Raw genomic sequence first — 19,930 nt, 5'->3', positions numbered from 1 at the left:
ACACATCATATTCAGTAATTGCTTATATCCATGGATTGAATATTTATGTTTTGTTACCACAAAGATTGTGTGTTTAGTGATAAAATAAAAGGTATAATCAATGGTTTAATGGTAGCTAAATACCATTAAATGCTTTTTTAAATTGTTGTTTTGAAGTGGTTTATGTTTTTATTTCTTCTTTTTTTAGCATTTAGTTTGGTGGAGATTATTTAGAGTTTTTGTATCTAACTAGTACTCTTTTAAACTTTTCTATGTTCTTGATGCTTTCAATTTTCTTTAAAATCTCATCAATTATTTGCTGTTTTTCAAAAGAAGGTTTGTCGGATGCATTAACACCTTTATAGAAATATTGATATTTGGTAAAATTTGTATTTGCTTTTTGTATATCTTTTTCGATTAAGCACTCAGATGTTAAAGCTAGTATGCGAAAATACTCAGTACTTAAACTATGCAATCCAGAATCTTTAAATTCATGTAAAAGAACATGAAGTAAAATCATTTTTTCATTTTGTGTTAAGTGATAAACAGAGTCTTCTTTCTTTTTAAGTTCTTTCTTTTTAAGTTCTTTCTTTAAATTATTTAATGTATGTAATTCTCTACTTGTTTTAACAACATTTAAAAAATCACCAATTTTTTCAGCATTAAACATTTTTGTTAACTCCTTATTATTTTTATCTAAAAAAGAAAAGTAATCGTATATCGCTTGTCTTTTAGCAAAAGCACTTATAAACTCTTGATACTCTATTTTTTTACTATTATCCTTCAGGAAATTATTGAAAGTGTTTTTTACTTCATCGTTAATTAATGATATTGTAACTTCGGAAGTGTAGTGATTTCTGAAGCCTTCTAATGTTCTTTTACAGCTTTCAAAAATACTTCTATCTGTTTTTATTGAACTAGATATTAACTCAACCTCTTCAACTAAAGGTTGTGTATTTAATTTCTCGGCTTTTATAAAAGTGTAGTTTGTGGTGTAGTAACTTTCAAATTGCGCTTTTGCGTTAACGCAAATTGACGCAAATTTTGAATTATATATTTCAATAAACTGTTCTCCGTAATTCATAGTATTTTTTTAGATTTCGATATTAAAAGTATCATTAACCGCATCTTTAACATCTTCGTTTGATATTTGATAATACTGATTCAGTGTTTTCATATCATTATGTCCAGATATTTCTGCGATTAGTTTATCACTTTTTCCGTTTCTTTTCATCATTGTAATAAAAGTTCTCCTAGCAGTGTGAGAACTGATTCTTTTATAAAAAGGCATTTCTTCGCGAAGTACTTCTTTACCTCTTGTAGACGTTTTTACAACATTATGTGTATATCCAGCTTCTTTAAAAACTTCTTTTACATAATCATTGAATTTTTGATTTGCAATCAAAGGTAAATTATAATCATATTTGTTTAAAACATGAAGAGCAATGTTGCTTAAAGGAATTTCCCTACTTTTTTTACCTGATCCTTTTTCTTCTTTAAGTAATAATGCTTTTCCGTTTATTGTGTTTTTTGATACAAATTTTAACTCACCAAATCGCATTCCTGTCACACATGAAAATATAAAAACATCTTTTACTTTTTCTAACTTTTTAGAGGGCATTTCTGTTTGTAATAGAAGTTCTAAATCTTCTTTTCTTAACGCAATTTGATTGGTTATTACTTTTGGTTTCTTTTTGAAGTTTATAAAATCAGCCTTATAAGTATGACCATTTTTTAAAGCCCAAAAAAGAAATGTTTTAACCAATCCAACATTTCTAGTAAAAGTATTATTAATATGTCCTCTATGAACCATACAGAAGTCTGTAAACTCGGTATAAAACTTTTGATTTATAGTATTAAAAGTGATTTTGTAGTTTTTTGTTTTTTCAAAATCTTCAAGTAAAGCCTTAATATTATTATATCTCTTAATAGTTGCTTTAGACCATTCTTGATTTTTTTGCTTGAATAGCATAAATTCATCATAAGCCTCATAAAATTTATTTTTTCCTTTAGCAACTCGTTTAAATTCTTTGTCAAATTCCTTTTTTATTTTTTCAACAGTTAGCTCTTGGTTTGTGTTTTTAAAAGTTTCAGTTACTTGTATGAAAAAATTAGAATATCGATCAAGTTGTCTTTTAATAGTTCTGTGAGAATCGGCTTTTGAAGTTCTACCAGTTAAATTGTTTGGTTGTCTATTTTTAAAATCCCATTCTTCAGGATTAATAGATTCCCCTGTAGAGTAAACAAATCGTTTTCCTTCTTTTTTAAAATAGGCTTTTAAGTAAATTAAAGTTAGCCCATCTTTGTTTTTATCTTTAACATTAAATGAATGCGTCATAGCAAATAGGTGACAATTTAGGTGACAGTAAAGGTAGTATTTGATATATAATTTACCATAAATTAAGTTATAAAAATTTTACAAAATCAGTATTTATAGTAGTTGTAGTGTGGGTTGAGATATAATAAGGTAAAATAAGGTCGATTCTCGGCGTCTCCACAAATAAACCCTGTAAGTATTGTATTTACAGGGTTTGTTGTTTTTGGGTATCAACGTAGATAATTGCAAAATATATACATAAAGTTCACGACAGAAAGACATCCCTATTAAATTCAAAAGGACGCTTTAACTTTATTATTTTCGTTATAAATTTGAGATATTTGATTATCCTAACATATGAAAATTACTTTTTAAGATATAACCTATATGGAATTGAGTTATTTGTTTATTTTATTATTGCTTCTTGTTTTTCTTCAAGATATAAAGGAAAGAAAAGTTTACCTATGGTTGTTGGTATCTACTATAATTCTTAATGGGGTAATATATTATCAGCAAACAATACTTGAGTTATTTCTATTACATATTTCTATCAATCTCATTTTGATTTTATTATTGATGTTACTGTTATTACTGTACGTGAAATTCAAAATGAAAATGAATTTTTCTCAAGCTCTAGGATTTGGAGATATCTTATTTTTCTTAGTTTTTGCCCTTGGTTTTCCTCTGGAAACATTCTTGTATTTATTTGTTGCCTCATTAATTTTTTCATTGATTTTGTTTTTAATAGTCAAACCAATACTAAAACATAAAACAATTCCTTTAGCTGGTTTCCAAGCATTGTTCTTGTTTCTAATTTTATTTATAAATTTGGCGTTCAATATAGTAAACCTATATTCTATTTAAATGAAAGAGAAAAATTTTGATATTTCTACCGATTTGGTACAATTAATTCCTTCTGAGTTAGCGTACCAATACCGTATTATTCCTTGTCAAAAAACAAATGAAATTATTTCATTATTAACAGACAGCAAGGATTTTGATGGTTTAGCGAATGAGTTAGAAATTATTCTAGGAAATAAAATACAGCTTCTTAAAGAAGAAGAAGGTAATATAAATAAGTATCTATTATCTAATTATCGACAAAGAAACAAAGATACGAGTACCTTGACTTATTCAGATGATTTTTTGTTGAATATTATTCATGAAGCCAAGGAAATAGGAAGTAGTGATATTCATTTTGAAGCTTTTGAAGAACAAAACAAAGTTCGATTCCGAATTGACGGAAAACTAATAGAAAAATATTTAATTTCTTTAAGCGAGTATCCTAAAATTATCAACCGATTAAAAATCATGTCTGGAATGGATATCTCTGAGAAGAGACTTCCTCAAGATGGTAGAATTAACATTTCTACTTCTTATGAAGACTTTGACATTCGTGTTTCATCTCTACCTACTTTGCATGGAGAAAAGTTAGTACTTCGTATCTTATCTAAAAATAATGTTGCAATTCAATTAGAAAAACTTGGTTTTAACGGAGACGAATTAAAGACCTATAAAAAGGCAGTAAAAAAACCAAATGGTATTATTTTGATCTCAGGACCCACAGGTTCAGGAAAAACAACAACTTTATACGCAACACTTAAAGAACTTAACAAAGAGGATACAAATATTTTAACTATTGAAGACCCTATTGAATATACTTTAGAAGGCGTAAATCAGGTACAGTTAAAGGAAGATATTGGATTAGATTTTGCGAGTACGTTGAGAACATTTTTACGCCAAGATCCAGATGTGATTATGGTTGGAGAAATTAGAGATGTTGCAACTGCAAACATGGCTATTAGAGCTGCATTAACAGGTCATTTAGTGTTATCTACAATTCATACAAATTCGGCTTGGGGAACAATTTCTAGATTAATAGACATGGGTGTTCCGTCTTTTTTAATTGCTAGCACTTTAAATGTGAGTGTAGCACAGCGTTTAGTAAGAAAATTGTGTGATAATTGCAAAATAGAAGTAACTACTGAAGTTGATGATATTCCTGAAGAGTTATTTAATGAAGGAGTTATTAAAACGCATTTTAAGTCTGTTGGATGTGAACATTGTTATCAAACTGGTTACAAAGGAAGAAAAGCTATTTACGAGATAATTCCAGTTACAAAAACAATCGAAAAAGCAATCAAAAAAGAAGAATTAGAAATTGAAGAATATTTAGTTGAAAACAATATCAAAACTTTAAAAAGTAATGCCATTCAACTAATTAAAGATGGAGTTACTTCTGTTGATGAAGTATATTCTTTATTAATATCTTAGTGATGAATAAGCAAAGAAAAACCTACATTTTACTGGCGGCTGTAATTATTATTTGGAGTATAGTTGGATTTCAAATTTTTGGATATTTAAATTCAGGTGAAGAGGAGTTAACTGAAGTCAATTATAAGAAATTTACACCAAAACAAGGCAAAGAAAAAGAGTTATACACGGTAGCTACTCATGGAAGAGATCCTTTTTTAGGAAGATATAATCAGCCTAAAAAGAAAATTGTTAGAACAGTTAAGAAAGAAAAGGAGCCTATTATTTTTCCAAGAATTCAGTACAAAGGTTTTATCAAAAATAAAAACAAAAAGTTGTTCATTCTTACAATTAATGGAGCACAGAAAATACTGCAAATAGGCCAAGTTTTTAATGATGTTAGAGTAGTTTCTGGTAATAATAGAGAGGTAACTCTTAAGTATAAAGGAGAAGTGAAGAGTTTCTCAAAATAGGGACTTATGTTTAGTAGCAATACAAAAGTAAAAGCAGGAGCTTTGCAATATGTGTTAGTTATTGCAATAATCATACTAATCATTTTATTTTCATTTATACAGCTAATACAGTTACAACAAAAATTGGCTACTAAAAATGTGCTTTACCAAAAAGCAATTAGCAATAATGTAAATGGTTTTAAGTATCTATCAAAAAATACTGGTGTAAGTGATGAGATTAAATTTTCAGAAAGTTTAAATGAAAACAACTCAGTTGTTAAAAGTAATTGGGGTGCGTTTGATATAGTTAAAATTTCTTCTAAAGTTAATAAGGAAACTTTTGAAAAAATTGGAATGATGGGAAATATCAATTCCGAAAGAAAAGCATTGTACTTAACTGATAATTTTACTCCACTAGTAGTTGTCGGAAATACAAGAATAACAGGTACAGCTCATCTTCCAAAAAGAGGTGTAAAAAGCGGAAACATTGCTGGTAACTCTTACTATGGTTCTAGTTTAGTGTATGGAGCGATTAAAGTAAGTAATTCTAGTCTACCTAAAAATTCATCAATAAAACAACTTTCCTCGTTTACTACAAATCTTTTAAGTAAAGATTTTAAAGATATTGAGCTTAGAGAAGGAGAAAAGTTGGTCCAATCTTTTAAAGATGCAACATTACTTTATAAAGATTATGAAAGCATTACACTTCAAGATATTTCTTTAAAAGGAAATATAATTATTGAGTCGTTACGTAAAATCATAGTTACTAAAGAAACCGACTTACAAGACATTATTATCATCGCCCCTGAAATTGAAATTCAGTCTGGTGTTAAAGCCACTTTTCAAGCATTTGCAACTAAGAGAATACAGGTTGGAAGAAATGTAGCTTTATCTTATCCTTCTTGTCTAATTTTAAACTATAAGGCTACCAAAATAGAAAAGGATCATCATATTTTAATAGAACCCGGAGCTATAGTTAAAGGAGGACTTTATTTTTTACATGAAAAATCTGAGGAAAGAAATTTAGAGCCGCAAATTAAGTTAGACACAAATACGAAAGTCTTCGGAGAAGTTTTTTGTGAAGGAAATACCGAATTGTTAGGGGAAGTAATTGGAGAAGTTTCTACAAATAACTTTATAACAAAACAAAAGGGGAGTACATATATTAACCATATATATAATGGTGTAATTAATGCTAAGGAATTGTCTGAAGAGTATGTTGGTTTAACTGGAAATACAAATAAAAGAGGAGTTTGCAAATGGTTGTATTAAAAAAAGTAAAAGCATCTTCTCTAAATGAAGTATTAGTCGCAACAATAATTATTGTTATTGTTTTTGGAATTGCGATGGGAATTCTTAGTAATTTATTGAAAAATATTAGTGTTAGAGATAAGTACAATCAAAATTCTGTTGTGAACGAACTTATGTACCAATATCAAAGTAAAAAATTGAAAGTGCCTTACTATTTTAATGATGGAAAATATGATATTGCAGTAGTAAAAGAAGAGAATGCAGGGATTGATTGGATAAGTTTTGAAGTTAGATCTAAAAGAACTAATAAAACATTATCTAAAAAACTAATAAGCAATGAATAAAGTTAAAGCATTTACATTAACTGAGTTAATTGTGGTAATGATTATTTCTACAATTGTTATTTCATTAGCCTATGTAGCTTTAAGTATGGTAAAAAAACAAGTTGGCCATATTCAAAAGCGAACTATTTCAAAAGAAGAGTTATTGAGCTTAGAAAAGGTATTACATAGAGATTTTAATAGTTTTGGTATAGCCGATTTTACTAATTCAGAATTAAGATTTAATAACCCAATTGATTCAATAAAATATATAATTGAAGACAATTATATTTTACGTAATAATGATACTTTTCACGTGCCTCTAAGAGAAGTAGTACTTTTTTTAGATGGTCAGAAAGTTCAAAAAGGAAAAGTAGATGCTTTACGATTTACAACTAAAAACTTAACAAATCGAGCAACGTTTATTTATACAGTAAAGGATGCCGCATTTTATCTAAACAATTAATTATGGGTTTTGAAATAAAGAATTTTAAGAATACAAAAACCAAAGATGGTTTAGATATAAATGAACTTTTAAAGAAAGATATTGTTCTTTTTGGGTCATCTTTTTCTAACAAAAAGAAGGAAGCTTTTTATACTGAACTGTATGTTTTGTTGCAGGCGGGCTTAGAATTAAAAGATGCTTTAGATTTAATAGCAAAAGAGCAAAGAAAAGAAAAAGACAAACAACTTTTTGAAAGTATAATTACTGAATTAATATCAGGTAAGAATTTTTCAGAAGCTTTAAAAGAACAAAACAGTTTTTCGGATTACGAGTTTTATTCAGTTCAAATAGGAGAGAGAACAGGTACGTTGCACAAAGTTATAGAAGAGTTAAGCAATTTTTTTAAACGAAAAAATGAACAACGAAGAACTATAATCGGAGCATTGTCTTATCCTTTAATTATACTATTCACAGCCATTTTAGCTGTTGTATTTATGATGCAGTTTGTAGTGCCTATGTTTGCTGATATTTTTAAGCAAAATAAAGTAGAGCTTCCATGGATTACGAGTAAAATTATAGGTGCTTCAAACTTTTTCAGAGATTATTATTGGGTATTTATTGTTATGATTCTTGTCTTCTTTGTTGGAAAAATAATTGTGAAAGATAAGTTATGGTATAAAAAGATATCTTCATCATTTCTATTAAAAATTCCTTTTGTAGGAGAGTTTTTCAGAAAAGTAAAAATAGCGCAATTCACACAAGCAATTTCATTATTAATAGGTGCGAAAGTTCCATTGCTAAGTGGAATTCAGCTAACTCAAAAAATGATAACTTTTTATCCTTTACAAAATGCTTTAATAGAAATAGAGTCAGATATTCTTTTAGGAAAATCATTATCGGAAAGCATGAGTAGTCACCCAATTTTCGATTCAAAAATGAGTTCTCTCATAAAAGTTGCCGAAGAAACCAATCAGAACCAAGTTATTTTTGAAAGGCTTACAGAACAGTATAATAAAGAAATAGAGTATAAATCTAAAATGTTAAGTTCTGTGCTAGAACCAATAATTATTTTGTTTTTAGGCGCAGTAGTGGCTACAATTTTAATTGCTATGTATATACCGATGTTTAACTTAAGTACCGTTATCGGTTAGTCTTTTACAATTTCTTTAAGTTTTTTATTTTGATCGATTTCCCAGACGTTAAACGTTCCATCACCGTCAAAATCAGTAACTGCAGTAGCTCGTGCTTTAAATGAATTTGCTGAAGCTTCTATAATTTCATAACTGTAAAAAGCACTTCCTCCTTGGTTTATATTTATTGGAGGTTCAAAATCAATATCATTAAAACTGTTAGAGTATTTAGAGTTCATGTAATGGTAATCAAGTTGTAATCCATGTAGATGACCCAATTGAATTTTTGCTTCTGTACTTTTAGATTTTGTTACCAAGTTCATTAAATTCGGAGTAGCAATCAATACCAAAATACCAATAATCACCATTACTACCAATAACTCCTGTAGGTTAAAGGCATTAACTTTTTTATTTAAAACTTTCAATTTCATGTCAATAAGATGTATTTTTTCTAGCTGCAAAATTATAAAAAAGAAATTATTTTATACTTTTACACCCATTTTTAATTTATCTATTATGAAAAAGATGGTTTTAGTGGTGTTCTTCGCAACATTACTTAGTAGCTGTGAAGCTATTTTTGTGGATAATATTTCTGACGATACCGTAGAAGTATTAGCCCCTGTAAACGAAACAGTAATGGCGGCAGGAACTATTACTTTTTCTTGGAAAACTTTAGAAGGAGCAGATGCATATAAAGTTAGAATTGCAACTCCCAACTTTTTAAATGCAACACAAATAGTTGCTGATACATTGGTAACAAAAACTTCATTTACGAACATATTAGAAGCAGGTGAATACGAATGGGTAGTTTATGGTGTAAATTCAGAATACCAATCACTTGAAGAAATATATAGCTTAAATTTAAATTAATTGACATTGAGAAAGAATATGTTAGTAGTAGTGGCATTATTAGTATGCGCTACGTTGTTTGGTCAAATTAAAAGTTCCCGAATACAATTATTAGAAAAACAATTAGATAGTTTACAACAAACGGCCATTCCTCAGTTATCAGAAAAAATAACATTGAGCACCTCAGGAGTTACAATAGCTACAATTCTTGATACTGTAAAGACTGAGAAAAATATTAATTTCATTAATGGTTCTGATTTAACAGACCAACTAGTGAGTTACAATTTTAATGATGTTATTGTAAAGGATTTGTTAATACACATTTGTGAAAAATTTGATTTAGAAATAGTTTCAACAGGAAATATTTTAACAGTAAAGAAATATATTCCAGAAGAAAAACCAAAAAAAGAAAAAGTAATATTCATTGAATATGACTCTATTAATGATCGTTTTTCTGCAGATTTTAATAATGATACTTTATCAGTAGTTTTAAAAAAAATGACCAATGAAACTGGTAAAAATATGTTATTTACTCCAACGTCGGGTAATAAAAAAATAACCGGTTTTATTAAAAATAAACCTTTAGATGGGGCTATAGAAATACTGGCATTTACAAATGATTTAGAAGTTACTAAAACCAAAGATGGTTATTATCTTTTTCAATCAATTGAAGAAGAGGAGAATCCAGGAAGAAACGACTATACAAAAAAAGGAAACGAAAGACAAACTCCTAAACGTAGATACAGAACGTCAAATTTTTACTTTAAAGTAAAAGATTCTATCAATAAAATTTTAGAAGTTGATTTTGAAAATGAAGATGTTGGAGTAATTGTAAAAGATATTAGTTATGCTCTAAACATCGATATGTATGTTGATACTGATACAAATTTATCAGGTTTAAATAAGCTTACGTTCAAAACAAAGAATATAACTTTTGATGAGTTACTAACTAAAATTTTACAAGACGAGGATAACTTAACTTACAAAAAGGAAAATAATATTTATTATTTTACTAAGGGAGATAAAGAAGCAGCGAAAACTTATGTTACAGTGCCTTTGATGCATCGTTCTATCGAGATTATGTCTACACCTACAGGTGTTAAACGAAATGATTATGATTATAATTCGTTATTCAATTCTTCAAATTCTTCATTGGGTAGCTTAAATAACAATGCTCAGCTCTCGGGTACTGGTAATAGCTTTAGTAATGGAGGTCAAGGGGGAACATTAAGTAGAAATGGAGGCTCTAGAAGCACTTTGACCAGAAGGTCTAATGATACTCCTTTCCAAGACTCTTCATCAGATTTGCAATCGTTTTCTAAATTAATACCTAAGGATTTAACAAAAGATTTAGAAATAGAAATAGATTCAGAATTAAACAGCTTTATCGTAGCTGGTGATCCAGAAAAAATTAAAAGATTTCAAAAGTTTATTAAAAAAATAGATAAGCCTGTTCCAGTTATTTTAATAGAGGTAATGATTATTGAGGTAAACAAAACAGCTACAGTTAATACAGGAGTAGAACTAGGTTTAGGAAGTGAACCTGTAAATGATTCAGGGACGTTATTTCCTTCAACCGGAGTAACTTTGGGAGCAACTACTTTAAATAAAGTTATTGGTGGATTTGATGGTTTTGGGTCTTTAAATATTGGGAAAGTAGTGCCTAATTTTTATGCAAAAATTCAGGCTATGGAAACCAACGGAAATATCAAAATTAGATCTACTCCTAAACTATCTACATTAAATGGACATGAAGCGGTATTGTCAAATGGTGAAAGATCATACTATGCTGTTGTTAGAAGAGATATCATTGGTTCACAGAATCCACAAACTACCGAAATACGAAATTATGTGCCAATTGATGCGGATTTATCAATCTCAATAAAGCCTATGGTTGCTGGGGATGATCAAATTACTATGAGTATTAACGTGTTACAGTCTAGTTTTAATGAGGCAAACAGAATTGATAACGAAGCACCTCCAGGTATTAATTCTAGAGAGTTTAACTCTATTATTAGAGTTAAAAATCAAGATGTAGTTATTTTAGGAGGTTTAGAAGAGAAATTGAAAAATGATTCAGGTTCAGGAGTGCCTTTTTTAGCAAGAATCCCAATTATTAAGTGGTTTTTTAGTAAGAAAACAAGAATCGATTCTAAGAAGAAATTATCTGTGTTAATTAAACCAACTATTATTCGTTAATAATGAAAGACCGTTTGTTTTTTGGGAATACATTTTGTGCGGTTGAACATTCGTTTGATAGTGAGGGTAATGAAGAATTTCATTGTTTGCAGTTATCTAAGCAAAAGAATGAACTAGTTTTAAAGAATTCAGAAAGCTTTAATAGCTTAGAAAATTTATTTTCATACCTAAAAGAAATTAAACAGGAACATTTGGTATTGGTTGTAAATAATAACCAAGTACTATCGAAATCAATACCATTTGTTGAGCCCAATAAAGAGTTGGTTTTTAAAAATGCATATCCAACACTTGTAAAAAGTAATTTTTATGCTCAAGTTTCCTATTCCAATACAAATTCTTTTATTTCAATAGTTAGAAATGATTATGTTGAGAAATTAGTAAGAGAATACCAATCAAATGCTATTGATGTGGTTGATGTATTAATAGGAAGTTTATCTGTTTCCGCTATTTCTGATGTAATTGAAGAGACTGAAGTTTATACTTCTAACGCAAAAGTTACTCTATTAGATAAACAAATCCATCTAATTGAGAATAAAAGTTTTGATGTTAGTATCTATACTATAAATGGATTGAAAATTCAAAGTTCTTATGTGTTATCATTAGGAGCTATTGTGAGTTTTTATTTGCAAAAAGGTATCTTTTTTTCGGAAAATAATGTAACTCAGTTCAAAGAAAAAAAGACCTTTAATTTAGGCTATAAACTCGTTCTAGGAGTTATTTTTCTTATGGTTCTTGTTAATTTTCTTTTTTTTAGTAGTTACAACAAAGAGGTTGCTAAACTACAAGAACAATTAGAAATAAAAACAGGGGCAAAACTCCGATTAAAAGAGATATCAGTAAGCTTAGAAAAAAAACGAAAGCTTCTTTCAGAGTTACAAAATTCAAGTTTATTTTCAGTTTCTAAATATGCTGACCAAATTGTAGAAGAAATTCCCAATTCAGTTGTCCTTTCCGAAATTAATTATCAACCAATTGAAGGAACAATTCGCAAAGAAAAAGAAGTTAAGTTTAAAGTAAAAGAAATTGAAATAAAGGGAGTTTTAAATAATTATAATGAGTTTACCAGTTGGATTGATAAAATTGAACAAAAAAAATGGGTGAACCAATTGCTAGAACTTTCAACAGAGAAAGATAAAAGAAAAAAGAATTCAAGTTTTCATGTTTTAATTCGTGTGAAATAATGAGTTATAAGAGAAAAAACATACTTCTTTTAATTGGTTTTATAGTGTCCATACCGTTATTATATTATACTACATTTAAAAGTACTATAGATTTAAAAAATACGTATGCTAAATTATTGAAAGAGAAGATTGAAACTGATAATATAACTTCAAGAACTTTAGCTTTCAGGTACGAAGGAAAATATATAGATTCAATATTAGCTAAGGAAAACATATTTGTAGATAATTCTTTCCAACAAATTTTACTTAAAAAAATAAACGGCTATCAAGAGTCTTCTAAAATTGAAATAATAGAGTTTAATAATCCTATTGAAGTATTAGATAATTCTATAAAGTCTCAGTTATATCCAATCACAATAAAAGGAGATTTTAATTCTTTATTACAATTCTTAAATTATTTTGAACGTGAAGGGTTAGGCGAAATAAAGTCTTATAGCTTTAAAAAGAAAAAAGACTACGCTAGAAGAAAAGAGTATCTTGTTTTGGAGTTGTTACTTAAAAAGGTAATTTCAAATTAAGGACGTGGAGAATGCAAATACCAAAAATGTTTAATATTAATAATTATTAAGAGTTTCTTATAATTAATATGTTTTTTTATTGTCAATTTGAAAATCTAATTGTTCACAACTAATTGATTCGTTTGTTGATACGAAATTTTATTTAATCTTTAAAGTTAGTGGAGGTGTCAGAATTCCATTATGAAGTTATCGTTGTTTAGAAAAACATACCTAATATATCCTGTCCATATAAGTCTTTTATTTTATCATTTCAAACTCAATTAATTTACTCTTGTTTATGTATTGTATAAAAAATATAAATAAAAATAAATGAATTTATTGTTTGATCTTTGCATTGTAAAGCAAACAATTAGATTATTATGAGTACAATAGGAGTTACTGAAAGAATTAAACAATCAAGCACGGGTGTTAAAACAAAAGTAGTTGTAGCTAAAGGAGATGGAATTGGGCCAGAGATTATGGATGCTACTCTACGTATTCTAGATAAGGCTGGAGCTGAAATAGATTACGAGTATATTGAACTTGGTGAAAAAATGTATTTATCGGGTAATACTTCAGGAATCGACGCCAATGCTTGGAAAAAAATTAGAGATAATAAGATAATTTTTAAAGCTCCTATTACAACTCCACAAGGAAAAGGATATAAAAGTTTAAATGTCACCTTGAGAAAATCTTTGGGACTTTTTTCAAATGTTAGACCAGTCCAAGCGTATACTCCATATGTGAAAAGTCATTTTCCAAATATGGATGTAGTTATCATCCGTGAAAATGAAGAAGATTTGTATGCAGGAATTGAACATAGACAAACGCAGGATGTTTATCAATGTTTGAAACTTATAACAAGACCAGGTTCAGAACGGATTATTCGTTATGCATTTGAATATGCAAAGGCTTATGGAAGAAAGAAGGTCACTTGCATGGTGAAAGATAATATCATGAAAATTACTGATGGATTGTTTCATAGAGTTTTTGAAGAAATTGCTTCGGAATATCCAGAGATTATCAATGAAACTCAAATTATAGATATTGGTTCGGCAAAACTAGCAGCTAATCCAGAAAATTATGATGTAATTGTAACTTCAAACTTATATGGAGATATTATCTCAGATATTGCAGCGGAAGTAGGTGGTTCTGTCGGAATGTGTGGATCGGCAAATATTGGTAAGGACATTGCCATGTTTGAAGCTATTCATGGATCGGCTCCAGATATCGCTGGAAGAGGAATTGCGAATCCATCTGGACTTATCAATGCGGCTGTTTCAATGTTAGTTCATATTGGTCAGCCAAAAGTGGCAGATAAGGTGAAGAATGCTTGGTTGACAACTTTAGAGGAAGGATATCACACAGCGGATATCTTCCAAGAGGGGAAGAGCTTACAGGAATTAGGTACTCAAGAATTTGCGGATAAAGTAATAGATAACTTAGGAAAAGTTCCAAGTCAATTAAAGAAGAGTTCTCTGGATAAAGGAACAGGAAGAATAGTGATACCTGATTATGTTCGTAAACCTGAGGAAAAAAGTTTAGTCGGAGTAGATGTATTCTTAGATTGGGGAGGAAATAATTCAGAGGAACTTGGAAATGCATTAGATAAGATTTCGGCTTATAAGCTTAAACTTAAAATGATAACGAATAGGGGAGTTAAAGTATATCCGGAAGGATTAAAAGAAACCTATTGCACGGATCATTGGCGATGCAGATTCGTTGGCTTTGATGCTTTGAATAATAGTAAGAATAAAAAGTATACTCAGGTTGAATTCGAGCAAGTTTTAGCACTTTTATCGACTCTAAATAGTAAAGGTTTTGATGTCATAAAAACGGAAAATTTATATGAGTTTAACAACAAGCGTGCTTTTTCACTCGGACAGGGAGAATAATCTAAAACATACATAATTTATAGAACATCAAATTTCATAAAAGGGGAAGATTCAAATCTTCCCTTTTTTAGTAAATCAATGAAAATCTATGTGTTTTATAAGATGTCTAAATATTGTCACTTGGTTAAAATTCCAGTTCCAGCAAGGCTTTGAATTTTTTTCTTACCTGTTTTAAGGTAGTTTTCGTAGTTGTTTTCAAATTTAGATTGTGTAAAATCCCCAAGTTTATCAGCATATAATAGACAATCATTAAAAAGTTTTAACTCATTTTGACTCGCAGATTTAAAATTATACCATTCTCGATGTTGTTTATCAAATTGTGCATCCCAAGCATTAAAAATGAGGTTGTATTGGTGATTATCGATATCTTCCTCTTCTTCTAATACGATATCAATCTCTAACGGTTCTCTTCCTCCAAAATTAGGAATGGGAGAGCGTAATGCAGTGAAATTAATGACTTCTTCTTTTTGAAACTCAAGTATAATTAAACCAGGCTCCCATTCAATCAACCAAAAACATTTTTCATCAAATAAAATATATGCTGAGCGAGCTGCGGTATGCAAAATAACAGAAAAAGCCTCGATATAATCATTTTCTGTTATGGGTTTTAAATTTGGTATAACGTAGCGTTTAAAATATTCTTTATCCTGAATTTGAACTTCTGCTGAAAGAGGGGTATCATCTTCATCCCAGATAATATACTTCATAAGTTTCACTAGTTTTTAAAATCGGTAATAGACACGATGATTTTTTTTAGATTATGGATTTACTGTTATTTAGAATTACTCCTTTTTTAAAATCAGTTATTTTTTAAATTTGGAATTTAACCAAACTTGTAACATCTCTTTTTTATCCGACTCATTATTATAATTTAAGTTTACACCAAAATCAAATCCATTGATAAACCTACTATACATTATTTGATTCAGAATAACATTTCCTTGTGGACCGTAAATTGTGAATTCATAAGACTGAAAATCGAGACCATCTATTGTAACAATTCTAGTTTCGGTAGAATCTGCTTTTATTCCTTGTTGTAAGTAAGTATCATAAATCAATTGTTTTAAACCTTTATTGATTTCTTCCCACTCTCCTTCGTATTCCAACTCAACTGGCTCAGAAGTTGATTGAAAAATATTGAATTTATTTTTTTGAAAGTTAAGAAGTTGTTTTAAACCACTAGCATCAATTTCTATTCCCACTGTTTCACTAATAGCATCCAATCCTTTTTTGGTTCTTTTATCAACAATACTTTTTTGTGTTACAGTCCAACCTTTTGGGATCTCCATGGTCCAACCAATTTCATTGCTATGATATTCGTTCGCAGTAATTTTCCCTTCATCTATCTGTTTATTAGGATCAGTTTTACAAGAAATTAAAAGAGAGAATAAAAGAAAGACAGTTAATTTAAATTTAATGGTTTTTAGTTGGTTCATAATATGGAGAGATAAATACAATTATTTGTGAGTAGATTTTAGTTCTTTTTCTAACTCTGGTAGTTTTTTTAAATACTCTTCAACATTCCACTCTAATTTCCAGTAAGATATATAATCCTCAATAGGTCCTAATCCTACTTTTGCTCTTCTTTCATTTACATTTTTCGGATCTTTTAAAGGTAAAACATACATTTCTCCTGTTTCTTGATCAGTTCCAATTTGACTTCCGTAGATTTGCAGTTCTCCCTTTCCCAGTGCAACTCGGTCTTCGAGTAAGGCAAGACTCGTAGCTCTTGCCAGACCTTCTTTAACAGCTTTTCTCATCATGGGTAAATATTTTTCTTGAGTTTTTTGATCAGAATGTTGGATAACTAGAAATAATGTAGAATTTGCCTTTTCTCCAATTTCCTTTGAACTTAGCCATCCATGTTTTGAAAGTATTTGTTCGATAATTACTAGATTTCCGGAGTCTACCTTTCTAATTTTTTTCCATTGCTTATTTATTTCATCAGATTCCCAACCATGCTTTTCAGCTAAAGCGTTTAATTCTTTTCTATATTTTTGATCTTCCACATAGATGCTGTCTAGCAATTTTCCTATAGATGGTAGGTCTTTCGGTAAATCTATTTTTTGTTGTGATATTTTTGTATCGTGGTTTTTACAGCTTAATAATGTAATTAACATTAGAATAAATAATCTTTTCATATGCATTTGTTTTAGTTTTTTAAAAGAAGTGAATTCTTTTCCATTGCAAGGGAAAGATAACGAATAAAATTGATTTTTTGCAAAGGTCAGAAGTTATAGAGAAACATTAATTTTAATTTCACTATTGTGATGGTAATTTTATATTTAACGATTATATTTTTCCAATCATTGATATTGTATTAAGTATACAATGAGCCATAATTATAGGCCATAAATTTCTTCCAAACTTCACATACGCCATTCCCATTATTAAGCCAATTATAGCTACTGTAATTGACCTTTCTGATATGTCATAAGAATGCCTAAATCCAAAAATAATAGCTTGTAAAAGTACGGCAGTGGCAGTTGCAAAAGGCATTTTAGAAAAAAATCGTTCAAACCAGTTAATTAAAAAACCTCTATCCAAGAGTTCTTCTAATGCTGATTGTAGTAAAATAAATGGAATGATCGTCAGAAAGTGAATCCAATTACCTTTTAAATTTCCGAATTTAGAAGTTGAATCTTCTGCAGACGTATCTGGTGCTAAGCTAATTGGAAGTAACTCTTGAATTTGCTGAAATAGAATAATTGAAATTGGAATAGTAATTAATATCCCAATAGTTATTAAGAATGTTCTTAATAAGTTTTTGGGTTTACGTAAACCAATATCTTTCCAAGTAATATTACGAACTTTCATTCTCCAGATAGCAATTATCAAAGTTGTGCAGGACCAGATTAATCCATTTCCGATAAAAGGTAATTTGGAAAAATAAACTTCTCTAACCAAAAACATTATTGTGAGATACAGAATGATATCAAAGAAAAAACTAGTAGGATTAAGTTGTTTAGAAGTCAATTTTCCATTCATTTCTGTTGTTTAAGAGTAGGTAAGACGATCATATTTTAGTTTAGGTTACAATTAAATCAGAGGAGTTTTCCTTCAATTCATAGTAGTTCCTTATTCATGATGCATAAAGATTTTTTGTGAGATAATTTATAGGAATGGTATTTTTTCTTAGCTTCAGAAGCTTTGTGAAAGCTGAAATTAACTATCTATCTATGGTTGTGTTGAACTAACCCAACCAACTTTTCTTCTCCATTCATCGAATTCCTTTTTCCTTTTTTCTAAATCTTTAGGAGGATATTGCTTTTCATTTTTGACCTGTTCTCTCATTAGTAGTGTTTGTTCTTGAATTGTGTTGAGTCCTAGGCTTTTTCTTCTGAGATTAACCTTCTTCAGATTGTCATAGGGTTTTGGGTTCATTTCTCCATTCTCGTCCCAGTCAAATGAGGTTCCGTAGAGTTGTGGTTTTCCCTCAAATGTCGCAATTCTGTCCGTCAAGTAGGCAAGGTTTCTGGGATTAGCATTATTGTCAAGAACAGCTTCCTCTAACATCTTCGCACATTTCTTCATAAAGTGAGGTAACCCAATAGAATGTTGTATGATTAACCATGCTGCATCACTGGCTAGTTTACCTACTTTGTCTATTGTGGGATAACCTATTAAATTGATTATATTTTCCAACTCTTTTGCATTCTGAATGTGTAAATCTGCCATTTTTTTGTTGTAAGTATTTCCAAGATTACCAGTTTTTATCAAATCATCTCGTAATTTCAAATCAGCATTTTTCAATTCGATTATTTTATCTGCAAATTTTTTTAGCTCCATTTAAAGAGTACTTATCTTAATGTCATACCGAAGGTATTTTAATTGCAATTATACCGTGTTGGCATTAGTTTCTATTCTTCCCAATAGTGATTCCAATAATCTAGATTTTCCGAATTACTTATTTCATATTTCCAATTTGTGCTATCTAAAATCAAAAAATTATACCCATAAAATTCTGTCTTATTTAGACCAGAGTATAAAGTCAATTTGTATTGATATGCTGGGTAAAATGAAAAAGCGGAATCAAAAGGTTCTTCTGAATATCCTCTAATTTTACTATTTTTCCAGTCAGAGGTGAACTTCTGAATCTGTTCTAATGTCAATTTTTTAATCTGTTTTTGGGTATTTGAATAAATTAATCCTGAGTCAATTTTTTTCAAATCAAACAAATTCTTTTTAGGTTTAATTTCAGATACTCGATTTTTGCAAACGTCTAAGATTAGAAACCTGTCCTTTTCGGCTTGCCAAGTGAATGTACAACTATCTTTTCTATAAGCAGTCATTTTTGATTTCTCGTTATTTCTGTAAATAGAATAACTATAATAGGACGTTTTTACCATGTCAGGGCATTCCTTTTTCGTTATAACATAATCTTTAATTTTCCATACTTCTAAAGTTTCACAAGGTTTGCCACAGGAAGTGAAAAAAGTTAAGATGTATAGTGTATAAATGAATTTTTTCATAATTTTATTTAAAGCAAAAGCATTTGCTTATTGTTTTTTTACGAGAAAGAAACGCAAATAGTTTTTCGATTTTTTGGAAAGATAAATAATTATAAATCTTGTTGTAGATAGTTTTTAGAATTTCGATTCTATATACTTTTTAAGTTTCCCTTTTTTCTGTTGTTTAATTAGTTTTTTAATCTCCGATTTTTTTCCCAATTCAACCTTGTTTTTCTTGTAAAACTCAATCAGATTTTCGGCTCCAGCTTGGGCACATTTGATTTTGTCTTTAGAGTAATTATTTTGTAGACTAAACTTAGTCCATCCGCTTAAAAAAGACATTAAGCAATCAGCGCAATCTAACGGTACAATACCAGCAACTAATTCAATGGTAACAGTTGGACTTCCGCTCATCCATTTCATTAAGAATGTATTAATTTCCTTTCGTTTGTTTGGGTTGTCTCCGATAGGTGTTTTTAACAACCATTCTGTAGATTTCAAAACTAATTGTTCTGTTTTTTTGTAGTCCTCAGGAGTTTCTAGCTTTAAATCATGAGGTATATCAACTTGTTGAGCTAATAAGTTTGCATTTACTAACAATAAGAAAATAAGTGTTTTAATTTTATTCATAGTTTTTTTGTTTTAAATTAAATACAACGTATTTGTGTATGATTTTTTGCGGGAAAAGGACGCGAGTCGTTTTCCGATGTT

General features: G+C 29.3%; 22 protein-coding genes. 12 read left to right on the top strand and 10 right to left on the bottom strand.

Annotated elements, in window-relative coordinates; all coding sequences use genetic code 11:
* Nucleotides 1-205 precede the first annotated feature (205 nt).
* Complete coding sequence (locus ACOSP6_RS01700; RefSeq protein WP_422095553.1) at nucleotides 206-1,063, bottom strand: hypothetical protein; 858 nt, start codon at nucleotides 1,061-1,063, stop codon at nucleotides 206-208.
* 9 nt (nucleotides 1,064-1,072) lie between these two features.
* Nucleotides 1,073-2,317, bottom strand: coding sequence for a tyrosine-type recombinase/integrase (locus ACOSP6_RS01695; protein ID WP_422095554.1), 1,245 nt, complete (start codon nucleotides 2,315-2,317; stop codon nucleotides 1,073-1,075).
* Nucleotides 2,318-2,683: 366 nt separating this feature from the next.
* Here ACOSP6_RS01695 and ACOSP6_RS01690 point away from each other — a divergent pair, with 366 nt between their 5' ends.
* From ACOSP6_RS01690 to ACOSP6_RS01660, 7 genes are read left to right on the top strand one after another with little or no spacing between them, the layout of a single operon-like run.
* Entirely contained in the window at nucleotides 2,684-3,160 is a 477-nt protein-coding gene (locus tag ACOSP6_RS01690; RefSeq protein WP_422095555.1) for a prepilin peptidase, read from the top strand.
* Nucleotides 3,161-4,570: a GspE/PulE family protein gene (locus ACOSP6_RS01685; protein ID WP_422095556.1), complete on the top strand. Its 1,410-nt coding sequence runs from the start codon at nucleotides 3,161-3,163 to the stop codon at nucleotides 4,568-4,570. It abuts the gene before it with no gap.
* 2 nt (nucleotides 4,571-4,572) lie between these two features.
* Complete coding sequence (locus tag ACOSP6_RS01680) at nucleotides 4,573-5,022, top strand: hypothetical protein (RefSeq protein WP_422095557.1); 450 nt, start codon at nucleotides 4,573-4,575, stop codon at nucleotides 5,020-5,022.
* A gap of 6 nt (nucleotides 5,023-5,028) precedes the next feature.
* A complete protein-coding gene (locus ACOSP6_RS01675; RefSeq protein ID WP_422095558.1) occupies nucleotides 5,029-6,273 on the top strand; it encodes a hypothetical protein in 1,245 nt (414 codons plus the stop codon).
* The gene (locus ACOSP6_RS01670; protein WP_422095559.1) at nucleotides 6,261-6,596 is read left to right on the top strand and encodes a hypothetical protein; all 336 of its coding nucleotides are present in this window, start codon (nucleotides 6,261-6,263) and stop codon (nucleotides 6,594-6,596) included. Before ACOSP6_RS01675 ends, ACOSP6_RS01670 begins: the two co-directional genes overlap by 13 nt.
* Entirely contained in the window at nucleotides 6,589-7,038 is a 450-nt protein-coding gene (locus ACOSP6_RS01665; protein ID WP_422095560.1) for a type II secretion system protein, read from the top strand. Before ACOSP6_RS01670 ends, ACOSP6_RS01665 begins: the two co-directional genes overlap by 8 nt.
* A gap of 2 nt (nucleotides 7,039-7,040) precedes the next feature.
* Nucleotides 7,041-8,168 (top strand): type II secretion system F family protein, encoded by a 1,128-nt coding sequence (locus tag ACOSP6_RS01660; RefSeq protein WP_422095561.1) that lies wholly within the window; start codon nucleotides 7,041-7,043, stop codon nucleotides 8,166-8,168.
* On the opposite strand, the gene ACOSP6_RS01655 is transcribed toward ACOSP6_RS01660, so the two are convergent.
* Nucleotides 8,165-8,578 carry a type IV pilin protein gene (locus ACOSP6_RS01655; RefSeq protein ID WP_422095562.1) on the bottom strand — a complete coding sequence of 138 codons (414 nt, stop codon included), beginning with the start codon at nucleotides 8,576-8,578 and terminating at the stop codon, nucleotides 8,165-8,167. The genes ACOSP6_RS01660 and ACOSP6_RS01655 overlap by 4 nt on opposite strands.
* Nucleotides 8,579-8,663: 85 nt before the next feature.
* Between ACOSP6_RS01655 and ACOSP6_RS01650 the strand changes: the two genes are divergently transcribed.
* From ACOSP6_RS01650 to ACOSP6_RS01630, 5 genes are all read left to right on the top strand, one after another.
* Complete coding sequence (locus ACOSP6_RS01650) at nucleotides 8,664-9,017, top strand: hypothetical protein (RefSeq protein ID WP_422095563.1); 354 nt, start codon at nucleotides 8,664-8,666, stop codon at nucleotides 9,015-9,017.
* A gap of 6 nt (nucleotides 9,018-9,023) precedes the next feature.
* On the top strand, nucleotides 9,024-11,195 hold the full coding sequence (locus ACOSP6_RS01645; RefSeq protein ID WP_422095564.1) for a type II secretion system protein GspD: 2,172 nt from the start codon (nucleotides 9,024-9,026) through the stop codon (nucleotides 11,193-11,195).
* Nucleotides 11,196-11,197: 2 nt separating this feature from the next.
* Complete coding sequence (locus tag ACOSP6_RS01640; RefSeq protein WP_422095565.1) at nucleotides 11,198-12,376, top strand: hypothetical protein; 1,179 nt, start codon at nucleotides 11,198-11,200, stop codon at nucleotides 12,374-12,376.
* Nucleotides 12,376-12,894 (top strand): hypothetical protein, encoded by a 519-nt coding sequence (locus ACOSP6_RS01635; protein ID WP_422095566.1) that lies wholly within the window; start codon nucleotides 12,376-12,378, stop codon nucleotides 12,892-12,894. The genes ACOSP6_RS01640 and ACOSP6_RS01635 overlap by 1 nt, the downstream gene beginning before the upstream one ends.
* A 359-nt stretch (nucleotides 12,895-13,253) precedes the next feature.
* Entirely contained in the window at nucleotides 13,254-14,768 is a 1,515-nt protein-coding gene (locus ACOSP6_RS01630) for an NADP-dependent isocitrate dehydrogenase (protein WP_422095567.1), read from the top strand.
* A gap of 116 nt (nucleotides 14,769-14,884) precedes the next feature.
* Here ACOSP6_RS01630 and ACOSP6_RS01625 read toward each other — a convergent pair whose 3' ends face one another.
* From ACOSP6_RS01625 to ACOSP6_RS01595, 7 genes are all read right to left on the bottom strand, one after another.
* Complete coding sequence (locus ACOSP6_RS01625; protein WP_422095568.1) at nucleotides 14,885-15,475, bottom strand: hypothetical protein; 591 nt, start codon at nucleotides 15,473-15,475, stop codon at nucleotides 14,885-14,887.
* Nucleotides 15,476-15,571: 96 nt separating this feature from the next.
* Entirely contained in the window at nucleotides 15,572-16,204 is a 633-nt protein-coding gene (locus tag ACOSP6_RS01620) for a hypothetical protein (protein ID WP_422095569.1), read from the bottom strand.
* Between the two features lie 21 nt (nucleotides 16,205-16,225).
* Complete coding sequence (locus tag ACOSP6_RS01615) at nucleotides 16,226-16,909, bottom strand: DUF6624 domain-containing protein (RefSeq protein ID WP_422095570.1); 684 nt, start codon at nucleotides 16,907-16,909, stop codon at nucleotides 16,226-16,228.
* Nucleotides 16,910-17,060: 151 nt separating this feature from the next.
* Nucleotides 17,061-17,756, bottom strand: a complete 696-nt coding sequence (locus tag ACOSP6_RS01610) for a CPBP family intramembrane glutamic endopeptidase (protein WP_422095571.1) — start codon at nucleotides 17,754-17,756, stop codon at nucleotides 17,061-17,063.
* Between the two features lie 189 nt (nucleotides 17,757-17,945).
* Entirely contained in the window at nucleotides 17,946-18,557 is a 612-nt protein-coding gene (locus tag ACOSP6_RS01605) for a DUF6624 domain-containing protein (RefSeq protein WP_422095572.1), read from the bottom strand.
* Between the two features lie 71 nt (nucleotides 18,558-18,628).
* On the bottom strand, nucleotides 18,629-19,240 hold the full coding sequence (locus tag ACOSP6_RS01600; RefSeq protein WP_422095573.1) for a hypothetical protein: 612 nt from the start codon (nucleotides 19,238-19,240) through the stop codon (nucleotides 18,629-18,631).
* 114 nt (nucleotides 19,241-19,354) lie between these two features.
* Nucleotides 19,355-19,849 (bottom strand): hypothetical protein, encoded by a 495-nt coding sequence (locus ACOSP6_RS01595; protein WP_422095574.1) that lies wholly within the window; start codon nucleotides 19,847-19,849, stop codon nucleotides 19,355-19,357.
* Nucleotides 19,850-19,930 lie beyond the last annotated feature (81 nt).

This window comes from Tenacibaculum sp. MEBiC06402 (genome assembly GCF_049239625.1).
In the GTDB taxonomy this organism is placed as follows: domain Bacteria; phylum Bacteroidota; class Bacteroidia; order Flavobacteriales; family Flavobacteriaceae; genus Polaribacter.
Note: the sequence above shows the minus strand (reverse complement) of the source record. Positions and strands in the feature narration are given on the sequence as shown.

What these genes read in the sequence shown, in the direction of transcription:
- ACOSP6_RS01675 (WP_422095558.1), top strand. Translation starts at nt 5,029, where the DNA reads ATGTTTAGTAGCAATACAAAAGTAAAAGCAGGAGCTTTGCAATATGTG.
- ACOSP6_RS01680 (WP_422095557.1), top strand. Translation starts at nt 4,573, where the DNA reads ATGAATAAGCAAAGAAAAACCTACATTTTACTGGCGGCTGTAATTATT.
- ACOSP6_RS01695 (WP_422095554.1), bottom strand. Translation starts at nt 2,317, where the DNA reads ATGACGCATTCATTTAATGTTAAAGATAAAAACAAAGATGGGCTAACT.
- ACOSP6_RS01605 (WP_422095572.1), bottom strand. Translation starts at nt 18,557, where the DNA reads ATGGAGCTAAAAAAATTTGCAGATAAAATAATCGAATTGAAAAATGCT.
- ACOSP6_RS01690 (WP_422095555.1), top strand. Translation starts at nt 2,684, where the DNA reads ATGGAATTGAGTTATTTGTTTATTTTATTATTGCTTCTTGTTTTTCTT.
- ACOSP6_RS01700 (WP_422095553.1), bottom strand. Translation starts at nt 1,063, where the DNA reads ATGAATTACGGAGAACAGTTTATTGAAATATATAATTCAAAATTTGCG.
- ACOSP6_RS01600 (WP_422095573.1), bottom strand. Translation starts at nt 19,240, where the DNA reads ATGAAAAAATTCATTTATACACTATACATCTTAACTTTTTTCACTTCC.
- ACOSP6_RS01660 (WP_422095561.1), top strand. Translation starts at nt 7,041, where the DNA reads ATGGGTTTTGAAATAAAGAATTTTAAGAATACAAAAACCAAAGATGGT.
- ACOSP6_RS01655 (WP_422095562.1), bottom strand. Translation starts at nt 8,578, where the DNA reads ATGAAATTGAAAGTTTTAAATAAAAAAGTTAATGCCTTTAACCTACAG.
- ACOSP6_RS01620 (WP_422095569.1), bottom strand. Translation starts at nt 16,204, where the DNA reads ATGAACCAACTAAAAACCATTAAATTTAAATTAACTGTCTTTCTTTTA.
- ACOSP6_RS01650 (WP_422095563.1), top strand. Translation starts at nt 8,664, where the DNA reads ATGAAAAAGATGGTTTTAGTGGTGTTCTTCGCAACATTACTTAGTAGC.
- ACOSP6_RS01635 (WP_422095566.1), top strand. Translation starts at nt 12,376, where the DNA reads ATGAGTTATAAGAGAAAAAACATACTTCTTTTAATTGGTTTTATAGTG.
- ACOSP6_RS01670 (WP_422095559.1), top strand. Translation starts at nt 6,261, where the DNA reads ATGGTTGTATTAAAAAAAGTAAAAGCATCTTCTCTAAATGAAGTATTA.
- ACOSP6_RS01595 (WP_422095574.1), bottom strand. Translation starts at nt 19,849, where the DNA reads ATGAATAAAATTAAAACACTTATTTTCTTATTGTTAGTAAATGCAAAC.
- ACOSP6_RS01640 (WP_422095565.1), top strand. Translation starts at nt 11,198, where the DNA reads ATGAAAGACCGTTTGTTTTTTGGGAATACATTTTGTGCGGTTGAACAT.
- ACOSP6_RS01630 (WP_422095567.1), top strand. Translation starts at nt 13,254, where the DNA reads ATGAGTACAATAGGAGTTACTGAAAGAATTAAACAATCAAGCACGGGT.
- ACOSP6_RS01610 (WP_422095571.1), bottom strand. Translation starts at nt 17,756, where the DNA reads ATGAATGGAAAATTGACTTCTAAACAACTTAATCCTACTAGTTTTTTC.
- ACOSP6_RS01625 (WP_422095568.1), bottom strand. Translation starts at nt 15,475, where the DNA reads ATGAAGTATATTATCTGGGATGAAGATGATACCCCTCTTTCAGCAGAA.
- ACOSP6_RS01615 (WP_422095570.1), bottom strand. Translation starts at nt 16,909, where the DNA reads ATGAAAAGATTATTTATTCTAATGTTAATTACATTATTAAGCTGTAAA.
- ACOSP6_RS01685 (WP_422095556.1), top strand. Translation starts at nt 3,161, where the DNA reads ATGAAAGAGAAAAATTTTGATATTTCTACCGATTTGGTACAATTAATT.
- ACOSP6_RS01665 (WP_422095560.1), top strand. Translation starts at nt 6,589, where the DNA reads ATGAATAAAGTTAAAGCATTTACATTAACTGAGTTAATTGTGGTAATG.